This window comes from Rahnella sp. EDr1-12 (genome assembly GCF_049206505.1).
Classification (GTDB): Bacteria; Pseudomonadota; Gammaproteobacteria; order Enterobacterales; family Enterobacteriaceae; genus Rahnella; species Rahnella rivi.
The window spans coordinates 100,560-125,962 of sequence record NZ_JBLZNY010000008.1; the positions used below are offsets into that span (position 1 = coordinate 100,560).

The window sequence follows — 25,403 nt, forward strand, 5'->3', positions numbered from 1 at the left end:
GTTTCGCCTGATTATTCAGTGTCTGGAAAGAACCCCGTTCCAAATCCGTCATTTATCGTGATGCTTATGCTTTGAACAACCGCGATTGTGCAAATAGTTGACGAATTATTGCTGGAAACGTGATCAATTTAACACCTTGCTGATTGACCGTAAAGAAAGTAACGCACCACAATTACTCTTCCGCTTCTCTCGATTTTACCGTTTGCCGTCAAACAGAACAAATCTCCTTTACGACCGTTACCCTTCTTTTACGAATGGCTTCTTACGCTGACAGCTTTCTATTGTCAGTGGTAGGATGGTCACAGAGACAGATAAACGGTAACAAAAATGTTAGACAAAATCATTCGAATTGCCACCCGCCAGAGCCCGCTGGCTCTGTGGCAGGCACAATATGTTCAAACTCAGTTAATGGCTTGTCATCCCGGTTTGCAGGTTGAACTGGTTCCTATGGTCACGAAAGGCGATATCATTTTAGATACTCCTCTGGCCAAAGTGGGCGGCAAAGGTTTGTTTGTGAAAGAACTTGAGCTGGCGATGCTCGATGGCCGCGCGGATATTGCCGTACATTCCATGAAAGATGTACCGGTAGAATTCCCCGAAGGTTTAGGTCTGGTGACCATTTGTGAACGTGAAGACCCGCGCGATGCGTTCGTCTCCAATCACTATGCCAGTCTGGCCGAATTACCGCACGGCAGCGTGGTCGGGACCTCAAGCATGCGCCGCCAGTGTCAGTTGCGTCAGCAACGTCCCGATCTGCACATCCGCGATTTACGCGGTAACGTCGGTACGCGTTTATCCAAACTGGATAACGGCGATTATGATGCCATTATTCTGGCGGTCGCCGGGCTGAAACGCCTTGGCCTGGAGAGCCGTATCCGTGCTGCGCTGACGCCGGAAGAGTGTCTGCCTGCGGTCGGACAAGGTGCTGTCGGTATCGAATGCCGTCTCGACGATCATTTCACCCGCGAATTGCTTGCTCCTCTGGCGCACCGTGAAACGACCTTGCGCGTTCAGGCGGAACGCGCCATGAATATGCGTCTCGAAGGCGGATGTCAGGTGCCTATTGGCAGCTATGCCGAGCTCGACGGCGACGAGCTGTGGTTGCGCGCACTGGTTGGCGCGCCGGATGGCAGTCAGATGGTGTGCGGCGAACGTCGCGGCCCGGCAGCCAATGCAGAGAGCATGGGCATTGATCTGGCGGATGAATTGCTGGCGAATGGCGCGCGTGAAATTCTGCAAGAGGTCTATCAGGGGAACGCACCAAAATGACCATTCTGGTAACCCGTCCTTCTCCGGCAGGAGAAACGCTGGTCAGTCGGCTGCGCGCTCTGGGTCGGGTCGCCTTCCATTCTCCGCTCATTGAATTTGCGCCGGGGAACCAACTCGCATCGCTGCCGAACCTGCTATCCTCATTAGATCAGCAGGATCTGGTGTTTGTGCTTTCACAACATGCCGTGAATTACGCCGATCGCGCATTACGACAGTCTGCTACCCGCTGGCCGGACACACTTTGTTATTACGCGATTGGCCGTACGACGGGCCTGCTGTTCCATCGTGCCAGCAGTCTGCCGGTTCTCTATCCTCAGGACAGCGAAACCAGCGAGACATTGCTGAATCTTCCGTCATTGCAACGCATTCAGGGCAAGAAAGCGCTGATACTGCGCGGCAACGGCGGGCGCGAAAAGCTGGCGGAAACGCTGACTGAACGCGGTGTTGAAGTGTCGTACTGCGAGTGTTATCAACGCAGCCCGATTCACTACGATGCCAGTGAGCAAAGCGCCGTCTGGCAACGCGCCGGCGTAGATACGCTGGTGGTCACCAGCGGCGAAATGCTGCAACAGCTGTACCAGTTAGTTCCTGATTACTACCGACATTCATGGTTACTGCGCTGTAGCCTGGTGGTGGTCAGCGAACGTTTGGCAACCCTTGCCCGCCAGCTCGGCTGGCACGCTATTCGGGTTGCCGAGAATGCAGACAATGATGCGCTGATTCGCGCATTACAATTACCTGACTAAGGGATGTGCCAAAATGACGGAACAAAAAAATCCTTCCGTACCGGATGATGAGATTGTTATCGCCCCGGCGGTTGAGAGCCCCCAGCCAGATGCTTCCGTACGGGATCAGGAGCTGAAGACGTTGCGTAAAAAACAGCGTACCGCACCGGTATTAGGCGCTATCGCCATTGTGTTAGTGATCGCGCTTGGCGCCGGTCTTTACTATCACGGGCACCAGCAGGCGCTGGCCAAAGCCGCTTCTGATGAAGCACTTTCTGAACAACTCGATGCCCTGCAAAAAAGCCAGCAACAGGACAAACAGCAAATCGCGACCTTGTTGGCTCAACAGGATAAAAACCAGCAAACCGCCGATCGTCAGCAGGCCTCATTTGGCCGTCAGCTGAATGAACTCCAGGATAAAGTCGCCAGCATTTCCGGCAGCGATGCCAAAACCTGGTTGCTGGCTCAGGCCGATTATCTGGTGAAACTGGCGGGCCGCAAACTGTGGAGCGATCAGGATGTCACCACGGCCGCAGCGCTGCTCAAAAGCGCGGATGCCAGCCTGGCAGATATGAATGATCCAAGCCTGATCGACGTTCGCCGCGCACTGAATGAAGACGTCAGCAGCCTGTCTGCGGTAACGCAGATTGATTTCGACGGCATCATTTTGAAACTCAACCAGCTGTCTAATCAGGTGGATAACCTGCGTCTGGCCGACAATGATAATGACGATTCGCCGATGGACAGCGACAGCACCAGTCTTTCTGGTTCACTGACCGAATGGCGTCAGAACCTGACCAAAAGCTGGCACAACTTTATGGATGATTTCATCACCATCCGTCGTCGTGATTCCACCGCAGAACCCCTGCTGGCACCTAATCAGGACGTCTACCTGCGTGAGAACATCCGCTCAAGACTGCTGATTGCCGCACAGGCCGTACCGCGCCATCAGGATGAAGTGTACAAACAGTCGCTGGAGAGCGTATCGACCTGGGTACGGGCGTATTTTGATACCACAGATCCTTCGACCAAAGCCTTCCTCGAGGAGCTGGATAATCTCAGCCAGCAATCCATTTCGATGGACGTGCCTGATCAGCTGAAAAGCCAGCCGATGCTGGAAAAACTGATGCAAACCCGCGTGCGTAACCTGCTTCAGCAGCCCGCCGCCGCAACGCAGGGGGAATAACGCATGTTACGAGTTTTCGTGTTATTCCTGATTGTGTTTGCCGGGATTATCGTCGGCCCGATGCTGGCCGGTCATCAGGGCTATGTGCTGATCCAGACCGATAACTACAACATTGAAACCAGCGTGACCGGTTTAGTGATTATGCTGATCGTTCTGGTTCTGGTGCTGTTCTTTATCGAATGGATCCTGCGACGCGTTCTGCGCACCGGCGCACGCACACGCGGCTGGTTTGCCGGGCGTAAAAGTTCTAAAGCGCGTAAGCAAACCAAAGAAGCCATGCTCAAACTGGCAGAAGGCGATCACCGCAAAATGGAGAAATTGCTGGCGCGTAATGCCGACCATGCCGATCAGCCGGTGGTGAACTACCTGCTGGCAGCAGAAGCGGCGCAACAGCGTGGTGATACCATCCGCACCAATCAGTATCTGGAACGTGCTGCTGAAATCGCGGATACCGACCAGATGCCGGTGGACATCACCCGCGTACGCATCCAGCTGGCGCAGGGCGAAATCCACGCTGCACGCCATGGCGTGGATCGTTTGCTCGGCCAGTCGCCGCGCCATCCTGAGATCTTACGTCTGGCAGAACAGGCATTTCTGCGTACCGGCGCCTACGGGTCATTGCTGGAGATTCTGCCTTCTATGGCGAAATCGGATATTCATACCGATGACGAAATCCGCGTCCTGCAGGAGCAGGCTTATATCGGCATGATGAACCAGCTGATGGCGGAAGAAGGCAGCGATGGCCTGAAGCGCTGGTGGAAAGACCAGAACCGTAAAACCCGTCATGAAGTTGCCCTTCAGGTGGCAATGGCGACGCATCTGATTGAATGTAACGATCAGGATCTGGCGCAGGAAGTGATTCTCGACGGGCTGAAACGCCAGTATGACGAACGTCTGATCGCACTGATGCCGAAACTGCGTTCCGGCGATCCGGAGCAGCTGGAAAAAACATTACGGAATTTGATCAAGCAAAATGGCACATCGCCATTGCTAAGCAGCACGCTCGGTCAGTTGCTGATGAAGCACGGGGAATGGCAACAAGCGAGCGAAGCCTTCCGTGAAGCGCTGAAACAGCGTCCTGATGCGTATGATTACGCCTGGCTGGCAGATGCGTTGGATAAGCTTCATAAACCGGCTGAAGCGGCGGAGATGCGCCGTGCAGGGCTGATGTTAACCCTGAACAATTCGCAGCAACCGTAATAATCTTGCTGTCTGTTAAGGCTCCTTCGGGAGCCTTTTTTATGCCTGCGGTAAATTTCAGGCAAAAAAAACACTTGTCTGAAGGACAAGTGTCTAAAAACAATCAGGTCTAGGACAACAGATTTAGTGCCTCACTCAACGTTTTGCCTTCTGGGTGATAGCGCTTGCGCGTTATCGGTCAGGATGACAATAGGCACTGTAAATTGGCTCTGCATCATTCCCAGGTTTATGAAGCCGGAGCAAACATAATGGGTGGAATGAGCATCTACGGCGGGAATATTGCAGGACGCGTGCCAGAATGGCAAGCATCAGTTTATAATTTTTTATGTCACTGATAATTAACAACTTTATTTTTATAACACACCGGAACTCTGTTTCTCAGAAGGCGGATATGCTCCGGCAATCCCCCATTCTGTCGCCAGGGAGCGACGCAGGAATGTCAGCTTAGGTGAGTCTTTATTTATCAATAAGATAAGTGTCTCCAGAAAGAGACAGAGAAAAGTGCGTATGTCGCAGATAAACAACAAGATCAGGAAGAGACGTGAGAGCAGTTTTTAAAAGCAGAAAACAAAAAGCCCTGCATTTCTGCAGGGCTCTTTATTTGAATTGGTCGGCGAGAGAGGATTCGAACCTCCGACCCACTGGTCCCAAACCAGTTGCGCTACCAAGCTGCGCTACTCGCCGATGTCGTGCATCTTACTACTTCTTGACGCTAACTGCATCATTTAAATGCATTTTGTGTGTGTGGTGCGAAGGGAGGGACTCGAACCCTCACATCCAAAGGACACTAACACCTGAAGCTAGCGCGTCTACCAATTCCGCCACCATCGCATGTCACATTCACAAAATCATTTAAAAAATTTGGGGTGGCTAATGGGGCTCGAACCCACGACAACTGGAATCACAATCCAGGGCTCTACCAACTGAGCTATAGCCACCATTTCAAACTCTTCTACATCGTGGACTGCTTAACTTCAAACAAGACCACCGCAACTCTAGCGCAAACTTAATGGTGCGCCCGACAGGATTCGAACCTGAGACCTCTGCCTCCGGAGGGCAGCGCTCTATCCAGCTGAGCTACGGGCGCTTAGCGCCGTTGCGGGTGGGGATACTACGGTTTTAACGCATGGCTGTCTAGTGCTTTTTTTCAGAAATATTGCGTTTGATTACGCTTTGTCCAATACGCATTAAAAGTAAGCGCCCAACCTCCCCCACCCATGACTTAAGACGTTATTTTGCCTTTTCTGCCGTCAGCGCAGCACGCTTATGCATGCCGAGGCCGAAGTATATCAGTGACACTCCGGAGATGAAAATCCCGCCTACCAGCAAAGAAATTCGCGTATCCGGGTTAATTGCCATACCCACGAGCACGCAGGCCAGGAAAATCAGCGTCAGATAATTGGTATAAGGGAAGAGAATAGATTTAAACGGGTGGTTCTTCAGTTTCTCTTTATGCGCTTCACGAAAACGCAACTGGCTAATCAGTACTACAAACCACGGCACCATTCCCGGCAGAACACTGGCGCTGTAAACGTAAACAAAGACTTTCTCCGGATTCGGGATCAGGTAATTCAGGCACGAACCGACCAGCAAACACAAAATCGTGATCGCGATGCCGTAAACAGGGACGCCGCTTTTTGAGACGTTGCTCAGGAATGCGGGCAGTTGGCGATTCTTCGACAACGCATAGAGCATGCGCCCGCAGCTGTACATTCCGCTGTTACAGCCGGAGAGCGCCGCCGTCAGCACCACAAAGTTGATGATACCTGCCGCCGAGGCAATGCCGATCTTCGCGAACGTCAGGACGAACGGGCTGCCGTGCGTGCCCATTTCGTTCCACGGGAAGATGGTGATGATGACGAAAATGGCACCGACGTAGAAAATCAGGATCCGCCACAGGATGTTATTGATGGCGCGTTTAAGCGTCACCTGTGGATTTTTCGCTTCACCGGCGGTAATTCCCACCAGTTCGACGCCCTGATAGGACGCCACGACGATACACAGCGCAAACAGGAAACCTTTCCAGCCCCCGGCGAAGAAGCCGCCGTGCGCAGTCAGATTCGCAAAGCCCACCGGCTCGCCGTGATTACCGAAGCCGAAGAAGATCACCGCCAGACCGACCACAATCATCACAATGATGGTGGTGATTTTGATCAGCGCAAACCAGAACTCCATCTCACCGTAGAGTTTCACCGCGGCCAGGTTGGCCGCTGCGACAATCGCCACGGCCATCAGCGCCGGGATCCACTGCGGTAATTCCGGGAACCAGTATTGTGCATAAACGCCGATCGCGGTGATTTCAGAAATCCCCACCGCAATCCACATAAACCAGTAACTCCACGCCGTCAGATAGCCATAGTAAGGCCCGAGGTATTTATGTGCGTAGACCGCAAACGAACCGGCCACAGGCTCCAGATGCAGCATTTCGCCCATCGAACGCATGATAAAGAAGACAAAAATACCGGCCAGAATGTACGCCAGTAAAACAGAAGGCCCCGCCCATTTCAGGGTGCTCGCCGCGCCCATAAACAGCCCGACGCCGATGGTACCGCCCAGGGCTATCAGCTCAATGTGTCTGGCTTCCAGCCCCCGGTGTAGCCCACCCTTTTCTTCTTGATTCGCCATAATTCCTCAGTTTCTCAGTGTTTGTGTTTGCCTTCCGGAATGACCGGAATGTTATTTTTTTATTGTGATAATGCCCGCATGGGGCGGAAAAACGGCGTTATGGTTCCGCATTTCAGGATGAGTTGCAAACCACAATTGAGAAAGATACGCATCAGTAGACACGGCGGGATGCAAGAGAGGGTAACCGGAGGTGAGAAATGAGAGGTAAAACGCCGCGCTGAAAATCAGTCGCGGCGCAAGTTTTACAGACGGCCTGTGTAGTAATAACGGACGAATTTGAGGAGTTTCAGTTGACGGCGCAGACGGCTGGGTTGGGAAATCAGGCGATACAGCCACTCGAGCCCCATCTTCTGCCAGATCTTAGGGGCACGCTTCACATGGCCGGTAAACACATCATAAGTGCCACCGATGCCCATATACAGCGCATCCGGATGAACCCGGCGGCAATCACGCATCAGGATTTCTTGTTTCGGCGAGCCCATTGCCACCGTCACAATGGCCGCCCCGCTGGCTTTGACTCTTTCGAATAACGCCTCGCGCTGGTCGGGAGTGAAATATCCGTTCTGGCTGCCCGCAATATTAACGTTCCACTGCGCACGCAATTTGTCTTCGGTTTGTTGCAGGATCTCCGGTTTGCCGCCGATCAGAAACACCGGCGTACCTTCCGCGCCTGCACGCTGCATCAGGCCTTCCCACAAGTCTGCCCCGGCAATGCGCGACACCCTGGCCTGCGGATATTTCTTGCGGATAGCGCGGACGATGCTGATACCGTCGGCGTATTTGTATTCGGCTTCACCTATCAGCGTGCTGAGCTCCGGATTAGTTTCAATGGTCAGCACTTTTTCAGCATTTATCGCCACCAGCGCACCGGTTTTCACCTGACGACCGGCAAACAAATAGTCAATGAAATGCGCCATATCGCGAAAGCCCCAGAGGCGAATCCCGCGGATGTCATAGTGTGGAATGGTATTATTTTCAGAGTTCATTAGCTTTCCCTACAGCGACCGTCGCGACACGGTGTTCCCGGCGCGGCATCTTGGCGCGGATAAGCCCTGCGGCGTCCAGCATCCAGTACAACATTTTGGCCGCGACCAGACAGGCCCCGAACACGACACAGAAAAAGACCACACGGGAAAAGAACGAGTCCACCCCTTCCCTGGCCAGCACGATAATATTGAAAACGGCACCGAAACAGAAACTTTGCAAAATGGCTGCTTTATATATGTTGGTGTCGGCTTTGCCTTTCTCATACAACCAGTCAAACCATTTGATGATCATCCCCACCGCGACAGCCCCCAGCGGAATAAACCATACGCCGCCCATGACGACCAGTGAACCAATCAGCGTCGGGGAGATCGCCAGGCCGGAATGGTTATCCAGCACTTCCCAGGTGAAATAGTTGGCGGAGTTGAGAACAATGCTCGGGCGGTCATGCCATAACCAGCTTGGGATAAACACGTAGAAATCTCGCACGATAGGCGCCAGCCCCTGGAAGCTGATTTTGTCGTAATTCTGCAACAGCAGCCCCAGGTTTTCCCACGGTGAGAACGTATCGCGCGTCAGGTACAGGAAAGTATAAAACGCCTCCGGCCCGCTGACGTTCAGACCGTAGCGCTTCAGCGCCAGCCAGAACATCCCGACAATTCCGAGCACGCCTGCCGCCGCCAGCATCCACAACGATATCCATCCACGGACAATGCCGATAAACAGAAACAGCGCGAAGGCGATGATGATATTGGCACGCGTGCCGCCCACGATCACATACGTGAGGAAACCAAAGGCAACGGTGCTGGCGAGGAAAAACAGCCAGCGGCGGACGTCGGGTTTCAGGAAAAACAGCACCAGCATGGCGGGAATGAAGAAATAGAAGAAGCGTTTGAGCGCCACGCCCGAGACGTCACTGGAGAAAATCTGGCTGTACGACTTCAGCTTAAACAGTAAAAAACCGTTGTGCATAAAGAAGATCGACACCGTCACCACGGCAATCAGCGCCAGCAAAATCCAGGTCAGGTGAGTTTCCACCCGGTTCATAGTAAATATCGGGCGCGACGGGCCGTCATGTTTCGCCTTCAGCCGCGTTTTATAACAGACATAGTAAATGCCGTAGAAGCAGGTCGCGGCCAGCATGGCTTGCAACAAGTTTTCCACCGGCACCACTTTGACGTCAAACTGGAAAACCAGCAGACAGGTCAGCGGAAATCCGAAGTAAAACGTCAGCAGATACAGCAGCGAAAACAGGACGTTGAAATTGAACCGCACCCGGCGAAATTCTTTGTAAGTCAGCGTCAGGATAAACAGCAGCGAAAGCGCATAAACCACAGACAGGCCGCCTAACTGTGCCAGCGTCATGATGCTTCCCCCGCCGCCAGCAACAACGCCTGTTGCCAGCCCGTGACGTAGTTTGGATTGAAGAAAGCGATGTTCTGCCGGTCAGTATTGAGCAACTGCCTGCGTGCCTCTGCCACGGTTTTCGCATCCAGAGCATCACCGTAGAACAGCACCGGAAGATGCTGTTCCGCCAGATCCTGCCAGAACGGGTTCTGGCGGCTGACCACAAAGGGTACGCCGAACTGAATCAGTAAACACTGCGTACCAATCGCCTGCTGACGATCGAAAATAAAATAGCCCAGCGAGCAGCGGCGCAGCACGTTGAGGTAATCCTCAAAGGCCATCGCATCCGTCAGCAGTTCCACCTGAGCAGGGGCAAACAGTGTCAGCGCTTCGGCCCGCACCTGTTCGATATAAGTCTGATTATTGGCCGGATAGCCCATCGGGATAATCACGCGGATATCTGCGCCGAACTGCTGATGCAGCGAACGCAGCGCTTCAATGTGGCGATTACTGCGATCGCCGGAATTCCCGACCAGCACCGTCATCGGCCCTTCGGGCTCCGGGATGTCAGACGGCTGCGTCAGCGCAGGATCCATCCGGGTCGGGAAGTAGAGCAACGACGACGGCACCCGCGGGTGACGTTGATGAAAATGAATCAGGTCACCGCGCGTACCGAAAACATGTCCAATACGGCCCTGAGCCAGACGGCGCAGAAGATAGAACAGACGGAATTTCAGGCTACCCGCAGATTCATACAAATCTGCGCCCCAGATATGCCAGGTGACCTGCTGCGATTTGATTTTGCCGGTCAGAATAGCCAGCCAGAGCGTCGGGTTAAATTGCCCGTGAAAGAAAAAATGGTGCATCCGTTCTTGCGCGCGGGTGATCACCGCGGCCGCCAGCGATTTTTTATCCGGATAAACGCGGATATCCAGACGCGAGAATTCAGCAAACGCTGACGCATCTTTCGCGGCCACCATAAAATGGCAGATCAGTTTTTCAGGCGCGCACTCAGCCAGTACGTCATTAAAGAAGCGCAGTACGGTGACATTATGGTGGGGAATGTCAGATCCCAAAACGTGAATCAGCGTTGTCATGCTCGTCTACGATAAAGAAGGAATACGGTGCAACACAGGGCAAAATAGACGATGTAAGTCGCCATATAGGCCTGAGCCGCGCCCAGAGAACCGTGAATCGGGATCAGCCAGTGTGAAAATCCGGTCAGTAATGCGAACTGGCTGATTTCAGTCAGCACGTAAAAACGCAACGACGCACGGGCAATCACCAGATAACCAAACACATACGAGCCGACTTTCAGCACATCACCGACCAGCTGCCAGGCAAACAAATCGCGCATGGCCATAAACTGTTTGGAGAACAGCAACCAGATGGCGAAATCGCGCAACAGCCAGACCGAAAAACTGACGGCGGCCACGGCGGGCAGCACGAATTTCAGCGACCTGACGATCTCCTGAGAAATCGCCTGCTTATCCTTGAGTCGCGACAGCGTCGGCAACAAATAAACGCTGAAAGAGGCGGTGATAAATTGCAGGTACGCATCAGAAATACTGCTGACACCCTGCCAGATCCCCACTTCTTTCCAGCTGTAATGCTCCGCGAGAAGATTTCGCATCATCACGTACGCCACCGGAATAGTGACAGAGGTGATCAGCGCCATCAGCGTAAATTTGCCCAGATGGCTGGCGATAAAGCGATCCCAGCCCGGTTTCAGATACCGCAGCGGAAAGGGTTTACGCCGCCACAGCATGCCGCCGGCAGGCACAATCACCAGCGCAGGCACCAGCGCCAGCCCGGCCAGTGCGCCCTCATAGCCACCCAGTTTGTAACACAGTGCGAAGGCCAGCAACCCGATCAGGCTGCCGCCGATCACGGCCAGCGCGTTGCCTGCCGCATCGCGATAGCCTTTAAGGATCGCCTGAAAATAGTTGGCGTAGGCGATGCCCATCTGGATAAAAGCCACGGCGCGAACCACGGCCTGATAGCGATCGTGCCCGAACAGGCCAACGCTGACCGGCGCCGCGGCCAGCAGAAAAACCGCGGCCAGCAGCGTCGAAAACCCTAAAATCAGCGATGACGACGTGCCCAGCACGGCACTGAGGCGCTCAGGATTTTCATGGTGTTCGGCGACGTATTTGGTGACGCCATTGAAAATTCCGGCGCCGGACAATACACCGAGCACCGTGACCATCTGACGGAAATTGCCTGCCTGACCGACGCCCTCAGGGCCGAATGCCACAGCCAGCAGTTTCACCACCAGCAGCCCGGCACCGATTTTGATGAGCGTGGAACCGGCGGTCCAGACCGATGCTTTTGCCAGCGACATATCAGGCGAAGTATTGCAGCAAGGCCGCAATCACCGTGCGCTGCGTGTCATCGCTCATGTTGTAGAACAACGGCAGGCGCACCAGACGTTCGCTTTCCTGGGTGGTGAAGCGATCGGTGCCGTTAAAACGGCCAAAATCTTCCCCCGCCGGACAGGCGTGCAGCGGAATGTAATGGAATACCGTCAGAATATCCGCGGCTTTCATGTGGCGGATAAAGGCATCGCGATCCTCGATATCTTTCAGACGCAGATAGAACATGTGGGCGTTTTGCACACAATCCTGCGGAATACCCGGCAACTGGACGCGGCCTGCATCAGCCAGATCCTGCAATGCCTCGTAATATTCATTCCAGACAGAAAGGCGGCGCTGATTAATCTTTTCGGCAGCGTCCAGATTTCCCCACAAATACGCCGCCTGCAAATCGGACATCAGATAACTGGAGCCGATATCGCGCCAGGTGTATTTATCCACCTGTCCGCGGAAGAACTGGCTGCGGTTAGTGCCTTTTTCGCGGATGATTTCGGCACGGTCAATCAGCGCCGGATCGTTAATCAGCGTTGCACCGCCTTCCCCGCCTGCCGTGTAATTCTTGGTTTCGTGGAAACTGAAACAGCCGATATGGCCGATGGTGCCCAGCGCTTTGCCCTTGTAAGTCGACATGACGCCCTGCGCCGCATCTTCCACCACAAACAGACGGTGTATTTCAGCCAGCGCCATAATCGTGTCCATTTCGCAGGCCACGCCGGCGTAATGCACGGGCACAATCACTTTGGTTTTGTCGGTGATCGCCGCTTCAATCAGGGTTTCGTCGATGTTCATGGTATCGGGGCGGATATCCACAAAGACGATTTTTGCACCGCGCAGCACAAACGCATTGGCGGTAGAAACGAAAGTGAAACTCGGCATGATGACTTCGTCGCCGGGCTGGATATCCAGCAGAAGCGCGGCCATTTCAAGCGAGGCGGTACAGGACGGCGTCAGCAACACTTTCGGGCAATTGAAACGCTGCTCAAACCATTTCTGGCAACGCAGGGTAAACCCGCCATCGCCGCACAATTTGCCGCTGCTCATTGCCTCACGCATAAAATCAATTTCAGTACCGACGATCGGCGGCGCATTAAAAGGGATCATTGTTTCACCTGTACAGCCAGTACGCCGCGCGGGTGATTTTGCCACCGCTGGCGAGATATAGGTTTAAGGCCGCGAGGTTGCCGGTCTGGGTGGCGACGTGTAAACGCGACACTCCCTGTTCAGCACACCACTGTTTCGCAGCCGCCATTAATATTCTGCCCACTCCCCGCCCCTGACACTCAGGTCTGACGGCCAGCAGGCCAATTCTTGCTTCATCTGTCGACAGCTTTCGCAGCGTCACAAATCCGGCGTCCTTCCCCTGATCCTCCGCCCACAGGCAAAGATGATCAAAGGTGCCGAGCACCGCTTTTTCCGCCCACATCGCATAGAAACGGGCGCTGTCATCCGGCTGATACCAGGGTGCGCGAAAACGGCTGAGGTGAAACGCCTGACGGGCGATCGCCACCACATCGTGGATCTCTTCCGGCACTGCCGGGCGCCCTGCGGCCAGCGCGCTATACTGCGCCACCACATTGATACACACGTCAGTTTCGCCTTCCGCCAGACGAAAGCCCAGCGCAGAGAGCGCATCCAGCGTGGGCAGTTGATCGGCACCGACTTTCACCTGCACCAGCGCATACGCTGCCAGAGCCTGCGCCGTGACGTCGCCCGCAGAATCATCGAGCGTCAGCTTCGCGCTCTGCAACCGGAAGAATTCACTCTCCCAGCTGAGGGGGTCAAGCGTGCCGCGCAGGCTTATCGCCATACGCCTTTTGTATCCACGATCCATGCCTGATCAACCTGAGCGGCGGGGATCGCTTTAAAGGACGCATGATCAACCAGCATGACCAGCAGATCAGCACTTTCCAGCGCCTCTTCCAGAGAATGCAGGGTGACTTTTTCGGCCAGGGAAACGGGAAGCTGATGAACATTCGGTTCGACAGCCCAGGTTTCGCCGGCATGCCAGTCAGCAATCAGATGCGTAACTTCAACCGCAGGGCTTTCGCGCAAATCGTCGATATTGGGTTTAAATGCCAGGCCAAAGCAGGCGATTTTCACATCGGCGGCACGTTTTCCGGTGGCGGTCAGGCAATCTGCCAGCGCCGCTTTCACGCGATCGACCACCCAGTGCGGTTTACTGTCGTTCACTTCGCGGGCGGTGCGGATAATCCGCGCCAGCTCAGGGTTTTGCGCGACGATAAACCACGGATCAACGGCGATACAGTGGCCGCCCACGCCAGGGCCTGGCTGCAAAATATTCACGCGTGGATGGCGGTTCGCCAGCGCAATCAGCTCCCAGACATTAATCCCCTGCGCATCGCAAATCAGCGATAACTCATTGGCAAAAGCGATATTCACATCGCGGAAGCTGTTTTCAGTCAGCTTGCACATTTCGGCTGTGCGGGAATTGGTAACCACACATTCCCCTTTGAGGAAAATGTTATACAGCTCGCTGGCACGCTGCGAACACCGCGCCGTCATGCCACCGATAACACGATCGTTTTTGATAAGCTCGACCATCACCTGCCCTGGCAATACGCGCTCCGGACAATACGCAATGCTGATATCTGCCTGCTCACCCGCCTGTTGCGGGAAACTCAGGTCAGTACGCGCTTCTGCCAGCCATGCGGCCATCTGCTCCGTCGCGCCAACCGGCGATGTCGATTCCAGAATGATCAGGTCGCCTTTCTTCAGCACCGGTGCCAGTGAGCGCGCGGCAGATTCGACGAATTTCATGTCCGGCTGATGATCGCCTTTGAATGGCGTCGGCACGGCAATCAGGAAAGCGTCTGCGGGTTCCGGTTGGGTCACGGCACGCAGGAATCCCCCGTCGACCGCCTGCTTCACCAGCAGATCAAGATCGGGCTCAACAATATGAATGGCGCCACGGTTAATGGTGTCGACCGCGTGCTGATTGATGTCCACGCCCACCACTTTTTTCTGGTGCGAAGCAAAAGCAGCGGCAGTAGGCAGACCGATGTAACCCAGTCCGATAACAGAGATCGTGTTAAAGCTCATTGCGATACCCAATGATTTTTCAATGCGTCAAGAATGTGGTGACACGCATGTCCGTCACCGTAAGGATTGTGCGCCCGGCTCATGCTGTCGTACTCATCTTCATCCGTCAGCAGGCGAGTCACTTCCTCTACAATTTTAGCGGTATCCGTGCCAACCAGCCGGACTGTTTTGGCATCAACAGCTTCCGGACGCTCTGTCGTTTCCCGCATCACCAGCACCGGTTTACCCAGCGACGGCGCTTCTTCCTGCACGCCGCCGGAATCCGTCAGGATCAGATAGGCTTTGTCCATCAGGTAGACAAACGGCAGGTAGTCCTGAGGATCGATAAGCACAATGTTATCGATGCCATGCAGAATGCGATTCACCGGCTCGGTGACGTTAGGATTGAGGTGCACCGGATACACAATTTGGACATCCGGGTGCTGGCGGGCGATGTCAGCAAGCGCAGTGCAAATCCTCTCGAACCCGCCACCAAAGCTTTCACGGCGGTGACCGGTGACCAGAATCAGCTTTTTATCTGCGTCCAGGAAGGGATAACTGGCGGCGAGTTGTTGCGCCAGTGAATCATCGCTGCTGAAGCGATCCCTGACCCACAGCAAGGCATCAATCACCGTATTGCCAGTAACGTAAATCCCCTGCGCGGGGATGTTTTCCCTGAGCAAATTCGCTTTGGCATTTTCCGTCGGCGCGAAATGCCATTTGGCCAGATGCCCCGTCAGCAGACGGTTCGCTTCTTCCGGCCACGGCGACGAGAGATCGCCGGTGCGTAATCCGGCTTCAACGTGACCCACCGGAATTTGATGATAAAACGCCGCAAGACTGGCGGACAGCGTGGTCGTGGTATCGCCATGAACCAGCACGACATCAGGTTTGAAATCATCCAGCACGGGTTTCAGCCCGGCCAGAATCCGGCAGGTAATTTCAGTCAATCCCTGTCCCGGCTTCATGATATTGAGATCATAATCCGGTGTAATTTCAAAGAGACGCAATACCTGGTCGAGCATTTCACGGTGCTGTGCCGTGACACAAACTTTGGATTCAAATGCCGCATCCTGCGACAAAGCATGCACCAGCGGCGCCATTTTTATGGCTTCCGGACGGGTGCCGAAGATCGTCAACACTTTCACAATGTGTTTCTCTTATTTTTACGACGCGTCAGGGCAACGCCTGCTCCGATCAGACCACCGACAATACCCCACATGATCATCAGGAATACGCGGCGCGGGCTGTCACGTTTTACAGGCTCTTCAGGCGTACGGAGATAACGGTAAGTCTGAAACTTCGCGGTCAGCGTCGGGCCAACATTTAGCGTCGAAAGCATCGCGCGGTTCTGATCATACTCCAGATCGTAGCCAGGGCCTGAAGCTTGTAGCAGTTCAAGGCGCGCTTTTAGCATCGGTACACCGAGCAGGAACATGTCGGAGTCCGGCAGTTCTTCAGCGGGGGTTTCCGTCACACTCTTATTAATATTCTGCTGCTGAGCAATTTTCAGCGCCTGCTCGGTGTTATTCGCAGTACGTTTGAAAATGGTTTGTGCGACTTCTTCCTGGCGCTTTACCTGCGCTTTCATCGACTGCGTACGTGCGGCCCATGCGCCCTGAAGTTCATCGTAAAGATACTGAGAGGCGCGGGCGCTGGCAAAATTCACGTACTGGCGCAGCAACTTGTTAGCATCGGCGGAGTTTTCAGCGGTCAGTTTGACAATATCGTTCGGCACTTTGATGCCGTCGCGTGCGGTGAACTGGATATCGTTAATCAGTTCATCCAGCAAGACGGCATCCGCACGCGCATCACCTTCCTGACGCTGTTTGTAGTAAGGAGATTGCTGCCAGAAATCCCGGCGGGTGTCATAAGCCGCCAGTTGCATCACAAACTCGTTGTAGGCTTCATCTGAAATCGGTGGCCGGCTCGCATCAGTCTGCGGCGCAGTACGCATATCCAGATTGCGCAGGAACTGCGCCTGAGAGAAATAGGAAGACAAGTTGTTTACCGTCGGGCGGTCGGTGATCGCCGTTGAACTCCACTCTTGTTTCATCAGATAGGAGGAGCCGAGAGCGACAAGTGCGAACAGTATTGCCAGACCCGCAATCCAGAATTTACCTTTCCATAAAGTGCAGCACAGGCCGCGGATATCGAGTTCGTTTTCGATGGCGCGTTCATTCTGGTTACTTGTCATTTCTGATTTATCCACAGCCAGTAAGCCTCGGGTTAAAATTGATCAGTGAACGGAGGAGCGGCGTAAACGCCTTTTTACCCGTCTAATAAACCGTGCAACCCGCCAGGCGCGTTTAATGCACACGCCGTAAAGCAGGAATGCGAGGAAGAATAAAACCAACATCAGCCATTCAGGCACCAGCGGCTGATGTTCTCCAATTACGCCAATAACCGCAAGGATTGCAGCCGCAAGGGTGATCAAAACAAAGGCCTGCCGGGAAGTAAAACCGGCGCGCATGATCAAATGATGAATATGCTGACGGTCAGCCGAGAACGGGCTCATGCCTTTGCGCAGCCGACGATACATAATAGCAATCATATCCATCAGCGGGATGGCAATGAGCCACAGCGCGGTCACCGGATTCATCGGATGTGATTCGCCTTGCGTGCTTTGCAGCAGGATCCAAATCACCGTGAAGCCAATCAGCGTACTGCCCGCATCGCCCATGAAGACTTTGTAGCGGTGGCCCAAAACACCCAGATTAAGCAGGATGTAAGGCAACGTCGCCGCAATCATCGCGAAGCACCACAATGCCAGCTCCATGTGTCCGCTGTCGTACATGATGATGCCCATCGCACCAAAGCTGACGCAGGAAAGTCCGCCCAGTAAACCGTCTATGCCGTCGACCATGTTAAAAGCATTGATCGCAGCCCAGACAGCAAACAGCGTGAAGAGATAGCCAAACGGCCCGAGCACCATTTCCCACGGGCCGATCAGATGGCCGAGATTCCGCAGCGTGAGGTTCGCAAAACTCATCATAATGACCGCGACCGTCGCCTGCACCAGCGCACGGATTTTTACGCTGATGTCATAGCGATCGTCCAGCGCACCGACGAGCACCAGCAAGCCTGCGCAGACCAGATAAAGTTGACCGTGGGGGATTCGATAATCGGTAATGAGGAAGGTGAAGCAGATCCCTGCATAAACGGAGATACCGCCGACCAGTGGAACCATACCCTGATGGCGTTTGCGGAAATTGGGTTTATCTACCAGCCCGATTTTATACGCAACCTTCCTGGCAACGAATAAAAACAGGAATGAAAATAAGAAAACGACGACGAGTTCAGTACTCATATTGAGTAAGTTCACAGTTAAGAGATCTCTGCAAAAATAAGGTGCGTGGAGTTGAGCGCAAGAACATCATAAACCTCACAGTCTTATATCTAATCATGGGGTGACAGTGATGGTTTGTCTCAGGCAATACCTTATCTGTTGCCCTTTCTTTATGTCATCAGACAGTCCGCCGACAAAATAAAGAAAGGGCAATGGAAAAACCATCAGTTATTATCCGAATAATCTGACTATTTCTCCGAAGTTGCATTATGGTAGCCACCAAATGCAAAAAACGCCACGGCTTAGCGTGGCGTTAGCTGACTTTTACACCAAATTACGAACGCTTCATCATGTCGAAGAAATCGTCATTGGTTTTGGTCATGGCGAGCTTGTTAATGAGGAATTCCATCGCGTCAATTTCACCCATTGGATGGATAATTTTACGCAGGATCCACATTTTTTGCAGCTCTTCAGACGTGGTCAACAGCTCTTCTTTACGGGTACCAGAACGGTTGTAATCGATGGCCGGGAACACACGTTTCTCAGCGATTTTACGCGCCAGATGCAGTTCCATGTTGCCGGTACCTTTAAATTCTTCATAGATAACTTCATCCATTTTAGAACCGGTATCGACCAGCGCGGTCGCGATGATGGTCAGGCTTCCGCCCTCTTCCACGTTACGTGCTGCACCGAAGAAACGTTTTGGACGGTGTAAGGCGTTGGCATCAACACCACCGGTCAGGACTTTACCTGACGCCGGAACCACGGTGTTGTAAGCACGAGCAAGACGAGTGATGGAGTCCAGCAAGATGATGACGTCTTTCTTATGCTCAACCAGGCGTTTCGCTTTTTCGATAACCATTTCGGCTACCTGAACGTGGCGGGAAGCCGGTTCGTCAAAGGTGGATGCGATAACTTCGCCTTTCACCAGACGTTGCATCTCGGTCACTTCTTCCGGACGTTCATCAATCAGCAGAACCATCAACACACAGTCAGGATGGTTGTACGCAATGCTGGTAGCGATGTTTTGCAGCAGCATGGTTTTACCGGCTTTCGGCGGAGCAACAATCAGACCACGTTGACCGCGACCAATTGGAGAAGCCAGATCCAGCACGCGTGCCGTTAAATCTTCGGTTGAACCGTTACCACGTTCCATGCGCAGACGTGAATTTGCGTGCAGAGGGGTTAAGTTTTCAAACAGGATTTTGTTGCGGGCGTTTTCTGGTTTGTCGAAGTTAACTTCATTAACTTTCAACAGGGCAAAATAGCGTTCACCTTCTTTAGGTGGGCGGATTTTACCGGAAATGGTGTCGCCAGTGCGAAGGTTGAAGCGGCGGATTTGGCTTGGAGATACGTAGATGTCGTCGGGGCCTGCGAGGTAGGAACTGTCTCCGGAGCGGAGGAAACCAAATCCATCCTGCAATATCTCGAGGACGCCATCACCGAAGATATCTTCTCCGCTTTTAGCATGCTGCTTCAATATTGAAAAGATAATGTCTTGCTTGCGCATGCGGGCCTGGTTTTCCAGTCCCATATTTTCGCCGAGTGCAATCAGGTCAGAGACCGGCGTATTCTTTAATTCGGTAAGATTCATAATGGTGGGTTCTTAAACTCGGGGTATGTCTCGAACATCTGTCGTGAATGGGTATGGCAGGGTCATCCATGCCTGTTTGTGTAGAACACTCAAGTAACAGCTTAAAAATCCAGCCGCAGGCAGTCGCCAGCGAGCGATTCTAGAGGGGCAAACTGATATTGAGGTGTCTTAAAGCCGATTTTTTCAAAACCGTTAGATGGTCAAGCACAGTGCCAGTTCAATTTAATTTTTATTCAAAGAAACTATCAGGCAGATGTTTTTGACACAACAGAGTAAAACGTAAGAATCAAACTACAGGTAAGCTCTATTTGCAGTAAGCGTAAACTTAGCACGCTTCTTGACAGGCGTCTAGCGGACATTGTGAAAAACACGGCAGCCCGCTAAACACCTGGCTTGGGTCATCCCGACCGCTTACAGATTAGCTGTTAAGAACTCTTTCAGCTGACCTTTCGACAGTGCGCCAACTTTAGTTGCTGCGACTTCGCCGCCTTTAAATAACAGCAGGGTAGGAATACCACGGATGCCGTATTTAGGTGCAGTACCTGGGTTTTCGTCGATGTTCAACTTCGCGATGGTCAGTTTGCCTTCGAACTCAGTGGCAATTTCATCCAGAATCGGAGCGATCATTTTACATGGTCCGCACCACTCAGCCCAGAAATCGACCAGCACCAGCCCTTCGGCTTTCAATACGTCGTTGTCGAAACTGTCATCGGTCAGGTGAATAATTTTATCGCTCATGTTCTACTCCAAAGGATTATCTTTACCTTGTTGATGTAGCATTAACCAACATTAGGTTGACTTTATTTCACCGGATACGCTTTCGTAAAGCAATAGTTAGCTGATATTCTACCACACTATGAGCAAAACACACTTGACCGAAAAGAAGTTTTCCGACTTCGCCCTGCACCCGCTTGCAGTGGAAGCCCTTGAAAAGAAAGGCTTCCATTACTGCACACCTATCCAGGCATTAGCATTGCCAATCACGCTCGCTGGGCGTGATGTTGCAGGTCAGGCGCAAACCGGTACCGGCAAGACGCTGGCTTTTCTAGCGTCTACTTTCCATTATCTGCTTTCTCACCCTGCTGCGGAGGGTCGTAAGACCAACCAGCCGCGTGCCTTGATCATGGCACCTACACGTGAACTCGCGGTGCAGATCCACTCCGATGCCGAAGCATTATCCGAGTCTACCGGCCTGAAATTAGGTCTGGCATACGGCGGTGACGGCTACGACAAACAGCTTAAAGTTCTGGAAAGCGGCGTGGACATCCTGATTGGGACCACTGGCCGTCTTATCGATTACGCAAAACAGAACCACATCGACCTGGGCGCGATTCAGGTGGTGGTACTGGATGAAGCAGACCGCATGTTCGATCTGGGCTTCATCAAAGATATCCGCTGGATCTTCCGCCGGATGCCGCCTGCTACTGAACGTCTGAACATGCTGTTCTCAGCAACGCTGTCCTATCGCGTGAAAGAACTGGCGTTTGAAAACATGAATAATGCCGAGTCGATTGAGATCGAACCGGAGCAAAAAACGGGTCACCGTATTCAGGAAGAGCTGTTCTATCCTTCTAATGAAGAAAAGATGCGCCTGTTGCAGACGCTGATTGAAGAAGAATGGCCAGACCGCTGCATCATTTTCGCCAATACCAAGCACCGCTGTGAAGACGTCTGGGGCCATCTGGCTGCCGATGGTCATCGCGTCGGTTTGCTGACCGGTGACGTGCCTCAGAAAAAACGCCTGCGCGTTCTGGAAGACTTCACCAAAGGCACGCTGGATATTCTGGTTGCCACCGACGTGGCTGCCCGCGGCTTGCACATTCCTGCCGTGACACACGTCTTCAACTATGACTTACCTGATGACTGTGAAGATTACGTTCACCGCATCGGTCGTACCGGCCGTGCTGGCCTGAGCGGTCATTCCATCAGCCTGGCATGTGAAGAATATGCCCTGAACCTGACGGCGATCGAAACCTATACCGGCCACAGTATTCCGGTCAGCAAATACAGCAGCGAAGCACTGTTGACTGATTTGCCTGCGCCAAAACGTCTGGCACGTTCACGCACCGGCAATGGTCCGCGTCGTAACAGCAATTCGTCTTCGCGTCGCAGCAGTGCACCGCGCAGCAACCGTAAACGTCCGGGCTGATAACCTATGCTAAGCTCCACCTCACTCTACGCAGCAATCGATCTGGGCTCTAACAGCTTTCATATGCTGGTTGTTCGTGAGGTGGCAGGCAGTATCCAGACCCTCGCCAGAATCAAGCGCAAAGTGCGTCTGGCTGCCGGTCTGGATAAGCAGAACCTGCTTTCTCAGGAAGCCATGCAACGCGGCTGGCAATGCCTGAAGCTGTTTTCTGAAAGATTGCAGGATATCCCACGCGCACAAATCCGCGTGGTCGCCACGGCGACGCTGCGGCTTGCCAGTAATGCCGATGAATTTCTCATCAAAGCGCAGGAAATCCTTGGCTGCCCGATTCAGGTGATTACCGGTGAAGAGGAAGCCCGCCTGATTTATCACGGCGTCGCCCATACCACGGGTGGTCCGGATAAACGTCTGGTGGTGGATATTGGCGGCGGCAGCACCGAATTAGTGACCGGTGTCGGCGCACAGGCGATTACCCTTTTCAGCATGCCAATGGGGTGTGTGACCTGGCTGGAGCGCTATTTTACCGACCGCAATCTGGCAAAGGAAAACTTCGATCAGGCCGAACAGGCTGCGATTGAGATGATCCTGCCGGTGGCACCGGATCTTATCGCGAACGGCTGGCAAATCTGCGTCGGTGCTTCCGGCACCGTCCAGGCTTTGCAGGAAATCATGGTCGCGCAAGGCATGGATGAGCGCATCACTCTGCCAAAACTTCAGCAGCTCAAACAGCGCGCGATTCAGTGCGGCAAACTGGAAGAGCTGGAAATTGAAGGCCTGACTCTCGAACGTGCGCTGGTTTTCCCAAGCGGACTGTCCATTCTGATCGCCATTTTCAAAACGCTGAACATCGAAACGATGACACTGGCCGGCGGCGCGCTGCGCGAAGGTCTGGTGTACGGCATGCTGCATTTGCCGATCGAGCACGATATTCGCCAGCGTACATTGCGGAATCTGCAACGTCGCTATCTGCTGGATAACGAGCAGGCGCAACGCGTGGCACAGCTGGCGGAGAACTTCTCGCTGCAGGTGGCACAGGAATGGAAGCTGGATGCCCGCGCCCGTGAGTTACTTAACAGCGCCTGTCTGATCCACGAAATAGGTTTGAGCGTCGATTTCAAAAAGGCCCCGCAACACGCGGCTTATCTGATCCGGCATTTAGACTTACCGGGTTTCACTCCGGCACAGAAAAAACTGCTGGCGACCCTTCTGCAGAACCAGAACAGCACACTCGATTTGCCGTTGCTGAATGAGCAAAATGCTTTGCCGCCGCGTCTGGCGCAGCGCCTTTGCCGAATTCTGCGCCTGGCGATTATCTTTGCCAGCCGTCGTCGCGACGACACATTGCCTGCCGTGCGTTTACGCGCTAACGATGATGAGCTGAGTGTGATTGTGCCGCAGGGCTGGCTGGAACAGCATCCGCTGCGGGCCGAAGAGTTAGAACAGGAAAGTCACTGGCAGAGCTATGTCCACTGGCCGCTGTTTGTCGAAGAGCAGAGCTGAATTTTTCGACACACCGTCATACTACCAGGGCAGGGTTTATCCCCTGCCTTTTCTTTGTCTGTCAGTTTCCGCCTTTGGCTTTCGCCAGTTGCTCACGGATTTTTTCCAGATGGCTCTGCCCTTTCACCATGCGTTCCTGCGCGCTCACCACTTTACGTTCACTTTCCCACGCCAGATCGTCCTGCGGTAATTCCATCAGGAAACGGCTCGGTTCCGGGCGGATCAGCTCACCATATTGGCGACGCTCACGGCAAAGGGTAAACGTCAGCTCTTTCTGCGCACGGGTAATTCCCACATAAGCCAGACGCCGCTCTTCATCCACGTTATCTTCATCAATGCTGCTCTGGTGTGGCAACAGCCCCTCTTCCATACCGACCAGATAGACATACGGGAACTCAAGGCCTTTTGAGGCGTGCAGCGTCATCAGCTGGACCTGATCCAACTCTTCGTCGTTTTCACCGCGCTCCATCATGTCACGCAGCGTAAAGCGCGTGACCACCTGCGTGAGCGTCATCGGCTCATCCAGATCGGTGCCTTCGAGCATTTCGGTCATCCAGCTGAACAGCTGATTGACGTTTTTCATGCGCATCTCGGCGGCTTTCGGGCTCGGCGACGTTTCGAACAGCCAGCTTTCGTAATCAACGCCGTGGATCAAATCCCGCACGGCGGCGACCGGTTCACGTTCTGCCAGCTCGGAAATATTGCCCATCCAGTGGGTGAAACGTTGCAAAGATTCCAGCCCGCGACCGGTCAGGGACTGGCTCAGCCCCATATCAAAACTGGCTTTGAACAACCCTTTGTTACGCTGATTCGCCCACTCACCCAGTTTCTGTAAGGTGGCGGCACCGATTTCGCGACGCGGCGTATTCACGATACGCAGGAAAGCGCTGTCGTCGTCCGGGTTGGTCAGCACGCGCAGATACGCCAGCAGGTCTTTAATCTCCGGGCGTGAGAAGAAAGAGGTGCCGCCGGAAATCCGGTACGGAATGCGGTTCTGCATCAGCATTTTTTCAAACAGACGCGACTGGTGATTACCGCGGTACAAAATCGCGTAATCGCCGTAAGCGGTTTTATTGATGAAGTGATGAGCGATCAGCTCGCCCACGACGCGTTCCGCTTCATGGTCTTCATTATTTGCCGTCACAACTTTCAGTGATTCGCCGTAAGCCAGCTCAGAGAACAAACGCTTCTCGAACACATGCGGGTTATTGGCGATCAGGATGTTGGCGGCTTTCAGGATGCGTTGCGTGGAACGGTAGTTCTGCTCCAGCTTGATCACCTGCAACTGCGGGAAATCTTCTTTCAGCAGCACCAGGTTTTGCGGTCGTGCACCGCGCCAGGAGTAAATCGACTGGTCATCGTCCCCTACCACCGTAAAGCGCGCGCGGTTACCCACCAACAGTTTCACCATCATGTACTGGCTGGTGTTGGTGTCCTGATATTCATCGACCAGCAGATAACGCAGCTTGTTCTGCCAGCGCTCGCGCACTTCTTCATTCTTCTGCAACAGCAGCGTCGGCAGCAGGATCAGATCATCGAAATCGAGAATATTACAGGCGCGCATGTGGTCGTGATAAAGGCTGTAGCAATGCGCGAAAATCTGATCGCGTTCCGAACGCGCCAGTCCGGCGGCATGAGAAGGATCCACCAGATCATTTTTCCAGTTTGAGATCGTGGAAACCAGCTGCTGCAATAACGTTTTGTCGTTCTCCAGCCACTTCTCGCTCAGCTCTTTGAGCAGCGCCAGCTGGTCCTGATCGTCAAACAGAGAAAAGTTAGATTTCATGCCCAGCGCAGCAAATTCGCGTTTGATGATTTCCAGCCCCAACGTATGGAAGGTGGCAATCAGCAGCCCCCGCGCTTCTTTGCGCCCGAGGGTTTGTCCGACACGCTCTTTCATTTCGCGCGCGGCTTTGTTGGTAAAGGTCACGGCCGCAATGTGACGTGCCTGATAGCCACATTCACGGATCAGGTGTGCGATTTTATTGGTAATCACCCTGGTTTTGCCGGAGCCGGCACCCGCCAGAACCAGGCAGGGTCCGGTGACAGATTCGACGGCGTGTTGTTGGCTGGGGTTTAATCGCATGGCGTATTTTTGCTCACCTGATAGACAAGGACGGC

20 protein-coding genes and 4 tRNA genes are annotated in these 25,403 nt (G+C 53.6%); 6 read left to right on the forward strand and 18 right to left on the reverse strand.

Annotated elements, in window-relative coordinates:
* Nucleotides 1-327 precede the first annotated feature (327 nt).
* Genes hemC through hemY form a run of 4 tightly spaced genes read left to right on the forward strand, consistent with a single transcriptional unit; the run spans nt 328 to nt 4,380 of the window.
* The gene (gene hemC, locus ACO0U8_RS22145) at nt 328-1,269 is read left to right on the forward strand and encodes a hydroxymethylbilane synthase (protein ID WP_421671637.1); all 942 of its coding nucleotides are present in this window, start codon (nt 328-330) and stop codon (nt 1,267-1,269) included.
* The gene (gene hemD, locus ACO0U8_RS22150; protein ID WP_056772283.1) at nt 1,266-2,015 is read left to right on the forward strand and encodes a uroporphyrinogen-III synthase; all 750 of its coding nucleotides are present in this window, start codon (nt 1,266-1,268) and stop codon (nt 2,013-2,015) included. Before hemC ends, hemD begins: the two co-directional genes overlap by 4 nt.
* Before the next feature lie 13 nt (nt 2,016-2,028).
* Entirely contained in the window at nt 2,029-3,180 is a 1,152-nt protein-coding gene (gene hemX, locus ACO0U8_RS22155) for a uroporphyrinogen-III C-methyltransferase (RefSeq protein WP_056772286.1), read from the forward strand.
* Between the two features lie 3 nt (nt 3,181-3,183).
* The gene (gene hemY / locus ACO0U8_RS22160) at nt 3,184-4,380 is read left to right on the forward strand and encodes a protoheme IX biogenesis protein HemY (protein WP_421671638.1); all 1,197 of its coding nucleotides are present in this window, start codon (nt 3,184-3,186) and stop codon (nt 4,378-4,380) included.
* A 607-nt stretch (nt 4,381-4,987) separates the two neighbouring features.
* On the opposite strand, the gene ACO0U8_RS22165 is transcribed toward hemY, so the two are convergent.
* The 17 genes from ACO0U8_RS22165 to trxA all read right to left on the reverse strand — a co-directional run bounded on the left by ACO0U8_RS22165 (nt 4,988) and on the right by trxA (nt 20,371).
* Nucleotides 4,988-5,064: transfer RNA gene (locus tag ACO0U8_RS22165), tRNA-Pro, on the reverse strand.
* Between the two features lie 61 nt (nt 5,065-5,125).
* A tRNA-Leu gene (locus tag ACO0U8_RS22170) sits at nt 5,126-5,211 on the reverse strand.
* A 31-nt stretch (nt 5,212-5,242) separates the two neighbouring features.
* Nucleotides 5,243-5,318, reverse strand: a tRNA-His gene (locus ACO0U8_RS22175).
* A 72-nt stretch (nt 5,319-5,390) separates the two neighbouring features.
* Nucleotides 5,391-5,467: transfer RNA gene (locus tag ACO0U8_RS22180), tRNA-Arg, on the reverse strand.
* Nucleotides 5,468-5,610: 143 nt separating this feature from the next.
* Nucleotides 5,611-7,005, reverse strand: coding sequence for a bifunctional threonine/serine APC transporter ThrP (gene thrP, locus ACO0U8_RS22185; protein ID WP_421671639.1), 1,395 nt, complete (start codon nt 7,003-7,005; stop codon nt 5,611-5,613).
* A gap of 242 nt (nt 7,006-7,247) precedes the next feature.
* Nucleotides 7,248-7,991, reverse strand: a complete 744-nt coding sequence (wecG, locus tag ACO0U8_RS22190; protein WP_421671640.1) for a lipopolysaccharide N-acetylmannosaminouronosyltransferase — start codon at nt 7,989-7,991, stop codon at nt 7,248-7,250.
* The gene (wzyE, locus tag ACO0U8_RS22195; RefSeq protein WP_122096511.1) at nt 7,981-9,354 is read right to left on the reverse strand and encodes an ECA oligosaccharide polymerase; all 1,374 of its coding nucleotides are present in this window, start codon (nt 9,352-9,354) and stop codon (nt 7,981-7,983) included. The genes wecG and wzyE overlap by 11 nt, the downstream gene beginning before the upstream one ends.
* On the reverse strand, nt 9,351-10,433 hold the full coding sequence (locus tag ACO0U8_RS22200; protein ID WP_217202966.1) for a TDP-N-acetylfucosamine:lipid II N-acetylfucosaminyltransferase: 1,083 nt from the start codon (nt 10,431-10,433) through the stop codon (nt 9,351-9,353). Before ACO0U8_RS22200 ends, wzyE begins: the two co-directional genes overlap by 4 nt.
* A complete protein-coding gene (wzxE, locus tag ACO0U8_RS22205) occupies nt 10,430-11,680 on the reverse strand; it encodes a lipid III flippase WzxE (protein ID WP_421671641.1) in 1,251 nt (416 codons plus the stop codon). The genes ACO0U8_RS22200 and wzxE overlap by 4 nt, the downstream gene beginning before the upstream one ends.
* Before the next feature lies 1 nt (nt 11,681).
* On the reverse strand, nt 11,682-12,812 hold the full coding sequence (rffA, locus tag ACO0U8_RS22210; RefSeq protein WP_421671642.1) for a dTDP-4-amino-4,6-dideoxygalactose transaminase: 1,131 nt from the start codon (nt 12,810-12,812) through the stop codon (nt 11,682-11,684).
* Nucleotides 12,813-12,816: 4 nt separating this feature from the next.
* Nucleotides 12,817-13,542, reverse strand: coding sequence for a dTDP-4-amino-4,6-dideoxy-D-galactose acyltransferase (gene rffC, locus ACO0U8_RS22215; protein ID WP_421671643.1), 726 nt, complete (start codon nt 13,540-13,542; stop codon nt 12,817-12,819).
* A complete protein-coding gene (wecC, locus tag ACO0U8_RS22220; protein ID WP_217202963.1) occupies nt 13,509-14,771 on the reverse strand; it encodes a UDP-N-acetyl-D-mannosamine dehydrogenase in 1,263 nt (420 codons plus the stop codon). Before wecC ends, rffC begins: the two co-directional genes overlap by 34 nt.
* Nucleotides 14,768-15,898: a non-hydrolyzing UDP-N-acetylglucosamine 2-epimerase gene (gene wecB / locus ACO0U8_RS22225; RefSeq protein WP_056772316.1), complete on the reverse strand. Its 1,131-nt coding sequence runs from the start codon at nt 15,896-15,898 to the stop codon at nt 14,768-14,770. The genes wecC and wecB overlap by 4 nt, the downstream gene beginning before the upstream one ends.
* The gene (wzzE, locus tag ACO0U8_RS22230) at nt 15,895-16,947 is read right to left on the reverse strand and encodes an ECA polysaccharide chain length modulation protein (RefSeq protein WP_056772319.1); all 1,053 of its coding nucleotides are present in this window, start codon (nt 16,945-16,947) and stop codon (nt 15,895-15,897) included. Before wzzE ends, wecB begins: the two co-directional genes overlap by 4 nt.
* Nucleotides 16,948-16,989: 42 nt before the next feature.
* Nucleotides 16,990-18,075, reverse strand: coding sequence for a UDP-N-acetylglucosamine--undecaprenyl-phosphate N-acetylglucosaminephosphotransferase (wecA, locus tag ACO0U8_RS22235; protein WP_072158058.1), 1,086 nt, complete (start codon nt 18,073-18,075; stop codon nt 16,990-16,992).
* Nucleotides 18,076-18,373: 298 nt separating this feature from the next.
* On the reverse strand, nt 18,374-19,633 hold the full coding sequence (gene rho, locus ACO0U8_RS22240; protein WP_056772325.1) for a transcription termination factor Rho: 1,260 nt from the start codon (nt 19,631-19,633) through the stop codon (nt 18,374-18,376).
* Nucleotides 19,634-20,044: 411 nt separating this feature from the next.
* Nucleotides 20,045-20,371: a thioredoxin TrxA gene (gene trxA, locus ACO0U8_RS22245; RefSeq protein ID WP_013577537.1), complete on the reverse strand. Its 327-nt coding sequence runs from the start codon at nt 20,369-20,371 to the stop codon at nt 20,045-20,047.
* Between the two features lie 118 nt (nt 20,372-20,489).
* Here trxA and rhlB point away from each other — a divergent pair, with 118 nt between their 5' ends.
* Entirely contained in the window at nt 20,490-21,782 is a 1,293-nt protein-coding gene (rhlB, locus tag ACO0U8_RS22250) for an ATP-dependent RNA helicase RhlB (RefSeq protein ID WP_056772328.1), read from the forward strand.
* 6 nt (nt 21,783-21,788) lie between these two features.
* Nucleotides 21,789-23,282 carry a guanosine-5'-triphosphate,3'-diphosphate diphosphatase gene (gene gppA, locus ACO0U8_RS22255; protein WP_122096505.1) on the forward strand — a complete coding sequence of 498 codons (1,494 nt, stop codon included), beginning with the start codon at nt 21,789-21,791 and terminating at the stop codon, nt 23,280-23,282.
* 61 nt (nt 23,283-23,343) lie between these two features.
* Here the strand turns inward: gppA and rep are convergent, their stop codons facing one another.
* Nucleotides 23,344-25,368 carry a DNA helicase Rep gene (gene rep, locus ACO0U8_RS22260; RefSeq protein ID WP_183850347.1) on the reverse strand — a complete coding sequence of 675 codons (2,025 nt, stop codon included), beginning with the start codon at nt 25,366-25,368 and terminating at the stop codon, nt 23,344-23,346.
* Between the last annotated feature and the right edge of the window lie 35 nt (nt 25,369-25,403).

Coding starts and splice junctions, on each gene's coding strand:
- hemC (WP_421671637.1), top strand. CDS start 328: ATGTTAGACAAAATCATTCGAATTGCCACCCGCCAGAGCCCGCTGGCT.
- hemD (WP_056772283.1), top strand. CDS start 1,266: ATGACCATTCTGGTAACCCGTCCTTCTCCGGCAGGAGAAACGCTGGTC.
- hemX (WP_056772286.1), top strand. CDS start 2,029: ATGACGGAACAAAAAAATCCTTCCGTACCGGATGATGAGATTGTTATC.
- hemY (WP_421671638.1), top strand. CDS start 3,184: ATGTTACGAGTTTTCGTGTTATTCCTGATTGTGTTTGCCGGGATTATC.
- thrP (WP_421671639.1), bottom strand. CDS start 7,005: ATGGCGAATCAAGAAGAAAAGGGTGGGCTACACCGGGGGCTGGAAGCC.
- wecG (WP_421671640.1), bottom strand. CDS start 7,991: ATGAACTCTGAAAATAATACCATTCCACACTATGACATCCGCGGGATT.
- wzyE (WP_122096511.1), bottom strand. CDS start 9,354: ATGACGCTGGCACAGTTAGGCGGCCTGTCTGTGGTTTATGCGCTTTCG.
- ACO0U8_RS22200 (WP_217202966.1), bottom strand. CDS start 10,433: ATGACAACGCTGATTCACGTTTTGGGATCTGACATTCCCCACCATAAT.
- wzxE (WP_421671641.1), bottom strand. CDS start 11,680: ATGTCGCTGGCAAAAGCATCGGTCTGGACCGCCGGTTCCACGCTCATC.
- rffA (WP_421671642.1), bottom strand. CDS start 12,812: ATGATCCCTTTTAATGCGCCGCCGATCGTCGGTACTGAAATTGATTTT.
- rffC (WP_421671643.1), bottom strand. CDS start 13,542: ATGGATCGTGGATACAAAAGGCGTATGGCGATAAGCCTGCGCGGCACG.
- wecC (WP_217202963.1), bottom strand. CDS start 14,771: ATGAGCTTTAACACGATCTCTGTTATCGGACTGGGTTACATCGGTCTG.
- wzzE (WP_056772319.1), bottom strand. CDS start 16,947: ATGACAAGTAACCAGAATGAACGCGCCATCGAAAACGAACTCGATATC.
- rho (WP_056772325.1), bottom strand. CDS start 19,633: ATGAATCTTACCGAATTAAAGAATACGCCGGTCTCTGACCTGATTGCA.
- trxA (WP_013577537.1), bottom strand. CDS start 20,371: ATGAGCGATAAAATTATTCACCTGACCGATGACAGTTTCGACAACGAC.
- rhlB (WP_056772328.1), top strand. CDS start 20,490: ATGAGCAAAACACACTTGACCGAAAAGAAGTTTTCCGACTTCGCCCTG.
- gppA (WP_122096505.1), top strand. CDS start 21,789: ATGCTAAGCTCCACCTCACTCTACGCAGCAATCGATCTGGGCTCTAAC.
- rep (WP_183850347.1), bottom strand. CDS start 25,368: ATGCGATTAAACCCCAGCCAACAACACGCCGTCGAATCTGTCACCGGA.